Below are 9,076 nucleotides of genomic sequence, written 5' to 3'. Positions count from 1 at the left end.
TATGGGGGCGGACATCGTGGTCCACTCCACCACGAAGTTTCTGAACGGGCACTCGGACAGCGTGGGAGGGGTGGCGGTGGTTCGAGACAAGGATCACGCCCAATGGCTGCAGTACGTGCAGAACGCGGTGGGGGCGATCCTCTCCCCGTTCGACTCCTGGCTTGTGCTGCGGGGGACAAAGACCTTGGCTCTGCGGATGCCCCGCCACGAGGAGAACGGCGGGAGGGTAGCCGCTTTCCTGCGCGCCCAGAAGAAGATCAAGAGGGTCTATTGGCCCGGTTTCCCGGACCATCCCGGCCACACTGTTCACAAGCGGCAGGCCACCGGATTCGGGGCGCTGATCTCGTTCGATCTCGGCAGCCGGGAAGCGGCCCAGCGCCTCCTAGGGTCAGTCCGGCTCTGCTCGCTCGGGGAGAGTCTGGGTGGCGTGGAGACGCTGATTTCCCACCCCGCCACCATGACCCATGCCGGCTACACCCCGGCGGAGCGTGATGCCCTCGGCATCGGCCCCGGACTGGTCCGGATCAGTGTGGGTTGCGAGGACGCCGAGGACCTTCTGGCCGACCTCGATCATGCCCTGGCCAGCGTCTAGTCCGGGGAGGATCCACCGGGCATCTGCTCACCCAACCCCAAGAGGGCGCGTCCCGTTCACCCTTCGAAGGTTCACCCAAAGCGCGGCCAGGAGAGTCTTGCCGCAACCGGCCCGCGCCGCTGGGCACCCCAACGGCAGAAGGCCAGAGGTGTCCGGGTGACCTTCCCGTTGGGTCGGCTCCGGCGTCGGAGGCCCGCCGAGCATCGTAACCTCGCCCCGTCCTGCGCGAGACGGATCGAGCGCGGGGTGGGTGCTTGCGCCTGACCCCGAGCGACGGGGCCACGGCCGGGGGGCCGCGCTGGGTCTTGCTCTACTCCCTCGCGACGGCCTTGGGCGTTGCCCTCGCTTATGGCGCGTGTGCGTGGGTCCTCTTCGGGTACCCCTGGGATTGGAGCCCCGACGAGGGCATCGCGCTCGACTACGGCCGACGCCTTCTCCAGGCCCCGGAGACGCTCTATCCCCGGGAGGCGGTGCCCTTTCCGGCCGCCTACACTCCGCTCCTGCCCGTTCTCATGGCTCCCGTCGTCGCGTGGTCGGCAGAGCCGCTCCGCTTCGCCCGGTTCCTGGCCTGCGCCTGGACGATGCTGGTCGGGAGCGCCGCCTACGCGCTGGTACGGAGTCGCTCGGGGGCGGCCGTTTCCCTGGCCACGGCCGCGCTCGTTTTCGCCCCCGTCGACCTAAGCTACTGGTACCTACTCATTCGCGTCGACGGTCCCATGGTCGCCCTCTGGCTCCTGGCCGCCGCATTCCTTCTGCCCGCTCGGCTCGAGCGAGGGACGGACCGGCTCTCGAGGGGACGGCTGTGGGGAGGGGCGTTGGCGCTGCTGGGGTCCGTGCTGGCCAAGCCCACCGCGCTCGTCCACGCCCTGCCCCTCGTCCTCGGGTGGTTCCTGGTGGATCGAGACAGTGGCCGACGTCTCTGCGTGACGCTTGCCAGTCTGGGTCTGGCTCTACTCCTGCTGCTCGAATGGCTCACCTCGGGCGGGTTTCTCTGGACCATGTCCCTCTGGGGAACGCACCCCCGACAGGCCGGCCTCTTGACCAGCCTTCTCGTGATGTTCCTGGAGCGAAGCCTTCCGATATGGATTTTCGCCGCAACCGGTCTCGTCTATGCGGGGTGCTGCACCCGGGCGGGGTGGCGGGATGGCGCCTGGCTGCTCCTGCTGGGGGGGCTGCTCGGCGTTCCCCTGTTGTCAAAGTCAGGGGCCTGGTGGAACTACATGCTTCCCGCCCTCTGCGGAGCGGCCATTCTCGGGGGGCGCCTCTGGGGCGTCGCCCCCGACCCCGCGACCCCGAGATGGTCAGGGATGCTTCGCCTCCATGACCTCGCGCCCGCGGCGGTGGCCACCCTCGCCCTGGGCCTCGTTCTCACCCGGACTTTCCCCCTCCCTTCGAACCAGGATGCCAAGACGGCCGAGTTCTTCTATACGTTCCTTAAGGAGCGGGGAAGACCCATCCTCGCCACCCAGCCCGAATACGCCTATTTCCTCCTGGACCAGGTCACGGAGATGGAGGGCAGTAGTTTCCCGTATCTGGCCGCGTCCAAGGTGGCGGGGGTGGAGAGGATCAGAAACCGCATCGCGGAGAGGTGGTATAGGACCATCGTGGCCGTGCCCCACTTCTGGCCGGCCGACGCGTCCTTTGAGAGTGTACTCACCCAGAATTACACCCTCCTCGGAGAGTGTGCGCTGGGCTTTCACTATGGCCGGACGCGTTTCGTCCTCTTCGCCCCCCACGGCTCCCCCGTCCGCTTCCAGCCGCCTCCCGGCGTGCGCTGCCGTGCCCTGGAGGCCGGCTCCTAGGCGCCGCCGTCCCCCAGCCGTCGGCCCGCGAGGAGGAGAGACGTCCCGACCGGTGGGTTTGGCCAGAGGCTCGTCTCCACCCGCATGAGGCCGCGGAGCACGAGGTGGGTGAGGTCCCCGGGGGGCTGAAAGCCCGTTCGAATCGTCTCCGCCTGGGTGGCGCTCCGCCGCAGCAGCAGCTTTCTCGTGAGGAGGAGGGGGAGCAGGACCACTCCCCAGTAGCGCAACGCGCAGACTTGGAGGTCCAGGCGGGCAAACTCTGCCCTCAAGCTGCGCTTGTCGTATCGGCGCACGTGCCCGGCCGCCCAGTCGTAGGCGCCGTACAGGCCCTGCAGGGCCGGGACGTTCAGGAGGAGATACCCGCCCCTCTTGAGGTGCCGCAGGGTCGAACGCAGGAAAGGGCCGGTGGCTTCGATGTGTTCGAGAACATCGAAGAGGATGATGACATCGTAGGCGTCGAGGAAGGGTGCCCTCTCCTCCAGGATGTCGTAGTAGAGGTTCTGGCCGCGCCCCTGGCGCGCGAGGCGCAAGGCCTCAAGCTGAAGATCGGTCATGTCCACCACCCAGCTCGTCCTCGCCTCGAGCTGGTCTCGGAGCACGCCGGTGCCACCGCCGATCTCCAAGGCCTTGAGGGGACGATCGGTCGGGATCCCCACCTCGCGGATCAGTCGGAGGGTAGCGGCCAGCCGCCACTGAAACCAGAAGTGGCTCGGCGAGGTCAGCTCGTACCATTCCTCGGGGAAGGCCTGTTCCCGGGCGGGGGAGACGTGCCGGACCGGACCGGGCTCTTGGCTCCCGGGAGCCCCCGGGAGATCAGACATCGGGCTTGGTGGGGGGCGGAGGGGGGTGGTGCGGGTCGCCGAGGACCTCCATGAGGACGTAGGGAGGACGGCCCTTGACTTCCAGGTAGGTCCGCCCCACGTATGCGCCAAGGATGTAAATGCAGAGGACCTGAACGAGGTTGCCGATGACGATCAGCAGGTAGCCCACGAGGACCACGGGGGGGATCTTGAGGTTCGTGCCCACCGACTGTTGCAAGAGAAGGAGCAGACCCAACAGAAGTGTGAGCAAGACGTAGGAGACGCTGAACACCTGGGCCAGCTTCAAGGGGCGAATGCTCGAGGACGCCACCCCGTCCGTGGCCAGTCGGTAAAGGCGGGCGAAGTTGTACTTGCTCTTGCCGGCCTGCCGGCGCGGGCGGTCATACTCGATCCCCGTCTGCCGGAAGCCGACCCACGCCCGCAGCCCTCGGGGAAAGCGGAGTCTCTCCGGGAGGGCGGAAATGGCGCGCACGACCCGCCGGTCCATGAGGCAGAAGTCCCCGCTGTCCAAGGGCACGTTGATCTCCGACAGCAGGGCGACCAGTCGATAGAAGGCGCCATAGCAAAGGACTTTGACGAGGTTCTCTTTCCTCCGCCGGCGCTGGCCGTAAACGACGTCGTGCCCCTCCCTCCACCTCTCGACCATGGCCGGAATCAGCTCCGGGGGGTCCTGGAGGTCCGCATCCATGACCACGACCGCGTCCGCGACCGAATGGTCGATTCCGGCCGTGACCGCGCTCTGGTGACCGAAGTTCCTCGAGAAGCGGTAGAGAACCGCGGGCAGGCCACGCTCGATCTCCCGCCCGAGGATTTCCGCCGAACGGTCCCGGCTACCGTCGTCGATGATCAGGTAGCGCACGCTACGGATCCGGCTGTCGGCGAGCCTTCGCGGCGTGAAGACGGAGTTGAGACGCTCGATGAGGAGGGGCAAGGCTTCCTCCTCGTTCCAGATGGGTATGACCACGTCGAGGCTGGTCCACCCCTCTCGCTTGGCGGACGCGAGCAAGCGACCCCTACGCTGGCGGCCCGGTACGGCCCGGGATCAGAGCCACCAAGAGCGGCCCGCGACGAAGGGCGGTGACAAACATGGAGCGGATTGTAGCCCGAGGGCGCGGCGCTTGGTCAACTTTCTGAACCGGACCCTTCAGGGGCGGCGCGGCCGAAGGCGGGTGTAGTCCGGGTCTGCCCGGAGGTACGGCCGACCATCGACGGAGGAGAGCTCGGAATCGCCGCTCCGGGCCCCGTTCAACTGCTCGCCGCGTCCTTCCCCGGCTTCTGCCAGTAGACGCCCGTCCAGTCGATTTTGATCACGGGCGCGCTGATGCCCCGCTGGCTCCGGAACTCCTCGACCGCCTTCGCGCAGGGCTGGTAGTAGCCATAGTCGTCGATGATGACATACCCACCGGGGGAGACTTTGTCATACAGCAAGGTCAGCGCATCTCTCGTCGACTCGTAAAGGTCCGCATCCACACGAAGCACGGCCAGCTTCCCGATCGGCGCCTTGGGCAGGGTGTCCTTGAACCAGCCCTTTAGGAACTTTACCTGGTCATCGAGCAGCCCATAACGTCGGAAATTGTCCTGGACAACCTCAAGGGACACGGCCATGGATCTCTCTTCGGGCAGGACGGAGCGCGGCACCGGCAGGCCCTCGAAAGAGTCGGCGACCCAGACCCGCCGATCCTTGACCCCGCGCGCTTCCAGCACCGCTCGCATGAAGATGCAGGCGCCGCCTCTCCACGCCCCCGCCTCGATGAAATCGCCGGGTACGCCGTCGGTCATGACCTTGTCCATCAGCATCTGCACATTCTCAAGGCGCTTCACGCCGATCATGGTGAGCCCTCGGGAGGGCCAGTTCCTGCCCTCCGCAACCGCGGCGCGCGTGGCTTGATCCGTCTCGTAGAGCAGATCGGTGAGGCTGAGCTTCATGAGATCGAGGTATAGACCATTGGGGCCCGCGACCCGGGCGCTGGGCGACAGCGTGCAGGGGAAGGGCTCATACCGAACGACGTTCTCTTCGCATTTCTTCGCGGAGTGGCCGAGGGCGAAGGCACTCACGCCCGCCACAAGTACGAGAAGCGCTGTTCTCAGCAAAGAGGACACCGAACTCTCCTAGTGGGCGGGGGCGCTTGGCGCTAGTCGAATGGCCGGAGCCTACCAGTGGAGTCCGAGGTTGTCAAGAATCGTGGCTCCAGAATCAGGACTCGAGAATCAGGACTCCCGCGAATTCAGGCCCTTCCGCGCATTCCGCGGAGCTCCCTAGCGGACGCTCTCGTCCAGCCAGTCCAGGTAGGGGCGATGCCCGGCCTCGACGGGGATTCCAATCGCCTCCGGAACGTCGTAGGGGTGAAGCGACACCAGCGCTGCCCGCAGCGCCTCGAAGCGGTCGGCTCGGGTCTTGATGAGGAGGAGGCGCTCCTCATCGCGCTCCACCGCCCCTTTCCAGCGGTAGAAGGACACTACGCCGGGAATGATGTTCACGCACGCGGCCAAGCCGCGTTCCACCAGCACCCGCGCGATTCCCTCTGCGTCCTCGGGCTTGGCCACGGTGGAGAGCACGACCATCCGTTCGCTCACCCGCGGCTCCGCGCCTCGATGGCCTGGACCTGGGCCGTGGTGAGGGGCACAACCGATAGTCGCCCCTGGCGCACGAGGGGGCTGCCCGCGAAAGCGGCCAGCGTCTTGAGCTCGGCCAGGGTTACCGGCCGGGCAAGCCGTCCCCCGGGCTTCAGGTCCACCACCACCAGCCGCGGGTCCTTCGCCTTGGGGTCGGGATAGGCGGCGCGCGTCACCTCCGCCCAGCCCACGGCCGCCTTTTCGTTCCCCGTGTGGTAGACGACCGCCCGCTCCCCCACCTGCATCGCGCGAAGGTTCTTGAGGGCGACCGGGTTCTTGACCCCGTCCCAGGTCGCCTTCCCATCGCGCTCCAAGTCCGCATAGCTGTAGGTCGACGGTTCCGTCTTCAGCAGCCACATCGCCGCCCCCTTCGCGGCCATCATACACCCTCGCCAGAGCGGGCTCTCCCGAGGATTTGGGTTGACAGGGGCTGCGTCCTCATTTATTCTTACAGTGTTTTTTAAAAGATTACTGTAAGAGTGACCAACCCAGAGGCGATACGGAGGCGGGTCCGGCTGCAGCTGCTGGAGCAGAGGCTCCTAGTGGAGAAGCTGCTGCGCCTGCGCGAGCAGCTTCAGGGCTCGCTCTTCGCCCGCTACGGGGTCTGCGGCAAGGAGAACTGCGTCTGCCGCCAGGGCCGCAAACATGGCCCCTACTACGTGCTCTCCACTCGCAGCGGCGGGAAGGGTGGCTTCTCCTATCTAAAAGGCCGCCGGGCGCGAGCGGCCCGTACCCTGGTGCGGAGCCACCGGGCCTTCCGGGAGGGACTGCGCCGTCTCAAGAGGGTCAACGCCCAGCTCGTCGACCTTCTTCGGCGCTATCAGGAAGCCATGGCACACCGGGGGGAGCGACAGATGGGAATTGCGTCCTCCGCACAGTAGTTAAAAAAGTAATTGTGGTAATATGTTAACGCTAGTATCTAAAGAAAAGGTTCAAGTCTTGGCGAACAGAGATGACCGGGGTCGGAGCGAGGTCGGGCTCCGCAAGAAGGCGGCTACCCTAGGCTCCATCATCGCCCTGATCGCCCTCCTCGTGGGCTCCCTCTTCGGCGACCGTGGAATCCTGCACCTCGTCGCCCAGAGAGAGCGGGCGGAGTCGCTGCGGCGGGAGATCGAGGATCTGCGCGCGGAGAACGGACGCTTGGCGGCCGAGATTACAGGCCTCAAGACCGATCCTCGCGCCATCGAGCGCCTCGCCCGCGAGGAGCTGGGGCTGGCCCGTCCGGGCGAGACCGTCTTCCTCATCCCCGAGGAGGACCCCTCCGACCGTCCCTGAACCGAATCTGGCTTGACAGGGGCCGGCGAAACCCATGAGAATGACCAGCCTTTTGACTGTCTCTGGAGCGTACCAGGGCAGCCCGACTCTGAGGAGGAGTGACTCGATGGCAAAGCCGATGACAAAGACGAAGATCGTGGCGGCCCTCGCCGAGCACGTGAATTTGAATAAGAAGACCTCGGCGGCCTACTTGGAGGCCCTGGCGGGTCTGGCCCACAAAGAGGCCAAGAATGGTTTCACGATCCCGGGGATCGGGAAGCTGGTCGTCCGGAGCTACAAGGCCCGGATTGGGCGAAACCCCCAGACTGGCGAACCCATCAAGATCCCGGCCCGCAAGCGGCTGAAGTTCGTAGTGGCGAAGGCTGCCAAGGACGCTGTCGGCACGAGGTAGTCCTGGATCAGGGCGCGGGGGAGCGAGCACACCCCTCGCGCCTTTTCCGTCCGAGCCCCGCGCCCTCCCGCGGGTCCGGGCGGGCCCAATGACGACGCGAGTCTTCGGGCGAACCCGCGTGGAGCTCGTGCGGGGCGACATCACCCGCGAGGGCGTCGACGCCATAGTGAACGCGGCCAACTCCAGCCTCATGGGCGGGGGCGGCGTGGACGGCGCCATCCACCGGACGGGAGGGCCCGCCATTCTCGAAGACTGCCGCCGGATCCGGGAAGAGAGGGGCCCGCTGCCCGCCGGCGAGGCCGTCGTGACGCGGCCCGGCCAGCTTCCCTGTCGCCACGTGATCCACACGGTGGGACCGGTGTGGGAGGGCGGCGGGGCGGGCGAGCCCGAAACCCTCGCCGGCTGCTATCGGAGCTGCCTCGCTCTGGCCCAGTCCCAGGGGTTCACCTCCCTGGCCTTCCCCAGCATCTCCACCGGGGCCTTCGGCTATCCCGTGAGGGCGGCGGCGGCGGTGGCCCTACGCGCGGCCCAAGAGGTGCTCGGCGCCGGCTCCCCTTTGGAGCTGGTGCGCTTCGTTCTCTTCAGCGATGCGGATCTAGCGGCCTACGGCGCGGCCCTGGAAGCGCTCTAGCCCTCGCCTCCCGCTCAGCCCATCGCCTTCCGGATCTCGGCCTCGAGGCCAGCCAGGAAGGTGTCGAAGTCGCCCTCCGACTCCACGAGGATCTCCAGCTTGCCGGCCGGGGTGCGGCGCACGCGGCCCGGATGCCGGGGGCCGAGGGGGATGACCAGCATCTCGCGCGAGATCCCCATGCGATCGGTCACGCCGAAGATGGCCTCGATCTCCCGGATGGTGACGACTTCGATCATGCTCGTGCTCCCTTGCCCCCTAAGGATTGAGCCTCGAGACCGGCGGGTCAAGACCCGGGCGTTGCGCCCTCCGGAACCCACGGTTAGAGTGGGCCATGGCCGAGCCGGCAACCGCGGCATCCGCCCAAGCCCTCGTGGCGGTTGAAGCGCGCGTGCTGGAAGTGGTCCGCGAGTTGGCCGGGGAGGTGGGCGGTAGCCGGGCCCGGCGGGCCGCTACCCCTGAGGCCTCCCTGGAGCGGGACGTGGGTCTCGGCAGCCTGGAGCGGGTTGAACTGCTCCTGAGGCTGGAAACGACGTTCGGCCGCTCCCTCGACGACCGCTTCCTCGGAATCGACACCCCCGCCGCCCTGGCTCGCGCCCTCCTGGAGTCGGAGGGCGCGGAGCCCCTGCGCCCGCCAGAGAGGGGCCCCGCCCTGGGCCCGGCGGCCGCGATCGAAAGCGCCTCCACTATTCACCGCTCGCTCTGGGAGCACTCCCGGGCCGAGCCCGACCGCCCCTCCGTCTACCTGCGGGAGGACGACGGTCGCGAGCACACGGTTACCTACGGGAGCCTGTGGAAGGAGTCGGCGGCGGTCGCGGGCGGCCTTGGAGAGCGGGGGGTGAGAAAGGGCGACACCGTGGCCCTTATGCTCCCCACCAGCGTCGATTTCCTCCGCTCCTTCCAGGGGATCCTCATCGCGGGCGCCATCCCCGTTCCCATCTACCCCCCCCTCCG

Annotated in this window: 13 protein-coding genes; 7 read left to right on the top strand and 6 right to left on the bottom strand. The window is 67.3% G+C overall.

Annotated elements, in window-relative coordinates; translation table 11 throughout:
• Window positions 1–592 (top strand): PLP-dependent aspartate aminotransferase family protein (locus VN461_20900; GenBank protein HXB57236.1); only part of this gene is annotated, 592 nt, incomplete at its 5' end.
• Window positions 593–846: 254 nt separating this feature from the next.
• A complete protein-coding gene (locus VN461_20895) occupies window positions 847–2,394 on the top strand; it encodes a hypothetical protein (GenBank protein ID HXB57235.1) in 1,548 nt (515 codons plus the stop codon).
• Here the strand turns inward: VN461_20895 and VN461_20890 are convergent.
• The 5 genes from VN461_20890 to VN461_20870 form a co-directional block, all read right to left on the bottom strand.
• Window positions 2,391–3,215 carry a methyltransferase domain-containing protein gene (locus tag VN461_20890; protein HXB57234.1) on the bottom strand — a complete coding sequence of 275 codons (825 nt, stop codon included), beginning with the start codon at window positions 3,213–3,215 and terminating at the stop codon, window positions 2,391–2,393. The genes VN461_20895 and VN461_20890 overlap by 4 nt on opposite strands.
• The gene (locus VN461_20885; protein ID HXB57233.1) at window positions 3,208–4,221 is read right to left on the bottom strand and encodes a glycosyltransferase family 2 protein; all 1,014 of its coding nucleotides are present in this window, start codon (window positions 4,219–4,221) and stop codon (window positions 3,208–3,210) included. Before VN461_20885 ends, VN461_20890 begins: the two co-directional genes overlap by 8 nt.
• Before the next feature lie 239 nt (window positions 4,222–4,460).
• Window positions 4,461–5,306 (bottom strand): TylF/MycF/NovP-related O-methyltransferase, encoded by an 846-nt coding sequence (locus VN461_20880; protein HXB57232.1) that lies wholly within the window; start codon window positions 5,304–5,306, stop codon window positions 4,461–4,463.
• Window positions 5,307–5,471: 165 nt separating this feature from the next.
• A complete protein-coding gene (cutA, locus tag VN461_20875; GenBank protein HXB57231.1) occupies window positions 5,472–5,777 on the bottom strand; it encodes a divalent-cation tolerance protein CutA in 306 nt (101 codons plus the stop codon).
• Between the two features lie 8 nt (window positions 5,778–5,785).
• Window positions 5,786–6,211: an EVE domain-containing protein gene (locus VN461_20870; GenBank protein ID HXB57230.1), complete on the bottom strand. Its 426-nt coding sequence runs from the start codon at window positions 6,209–6,211 to the stop codon at window positions 5,786–5,788.
• 96 nt (window positions 6,212–6,307) lie between these two features.
• On the opposite strand from VN461_20870, the gene VN461_20865 reads away from it, so the two are divergent.
• From VN461_20865 to VN461_20850, 4 genes are all read left to right on the top strand, one after another.
• Window positions 6,308–6,709 carry a DUF6788 family protein gene (locus tag VN461_20865; protein ID HXB57229.1) on the top strand — a complete coding sequence of 134 codons (402 nt, stop codon included), beginning with the start codon at window positions 6,308–6,310 and terminating at the stop codon, window positions 6,707–6,709.
• Between the two features lie 58 nt (window positions 6,710–6,767).
• Complete coding sequence (locus VN461_20860) at window positions 6,768–7,103, top strand: septum formation initiator family protein (GenBank protein ID HXB57228.1); 336 nt, start codon at window positions 6,768–6,770, stop codon at window positions 7,101–7,103.
• Between the two features lie 106 nt (window positions 7,104–7,209).
• Window positions 7,210–7,494, top strand: coding sequence for an HU family DNA-binding protein (locus VN461_20855; protein HXB57227.1), 285 nt, complete (start codon window positions 7,210–7,212; stop codon window positions 7,492–7,494).
• An 88-nt stretch (window positions 7,495–7,582) separates the two neighbouring features.
• Window positions 7,583–8,125: an O-acetyl-ADP-ribose deacetylase gene (locus VN461_20850; GenBank protein HXB57226.1), complete on the top strand. Its 543-nt coding sequence runs from the start codon at window positions 7,583–7,585 to the stop codon at window positions 8,123–8,125.
• A gap of 14 nt (window positions 8,126–8,139) precedes the next feature.
• On the opposite strand, the gene VN461_20845 is transcribed toward VN461_20850, so the two are convergent.
• The gene (locus VN461_20845; GenBank protein HXB57225.1) at window positions 8,140–8,361 is read right to left on the bottom strand and encodes a hypothetical protein; all 222 of its coding nucleotides are present in this window, start codon (window positions 8,359–8,361) and stop codon (window positions 8,140–8,142) included.
• A 95-nt stretch (window positions 8,362–8,456) separates the two neighbouring features.
• On the opposite strand from VN461_20845, the gene VN461_20840 reads away from it, so the two are divergent.
• Window positions 8,457–9,076, top strand: a 620-nt coding sequence (locus tag VN461_20840) for a class I adenylate-forming enzyme family protein (protein HXB57224.1), incomplete at its 3' end; no start/stop codon positions are given.

Source organism: Vicinamibacteria bacterium, assembly GCA_035570235.1.
Lineage (GTDB): Bacteria > Acidobacteriota > Vicinamibacteria > Fen-336 > Fen-336 > DATMML01.
This window is presented reverse-complemented; position numbering and strand designations above follow the sequence as displayed.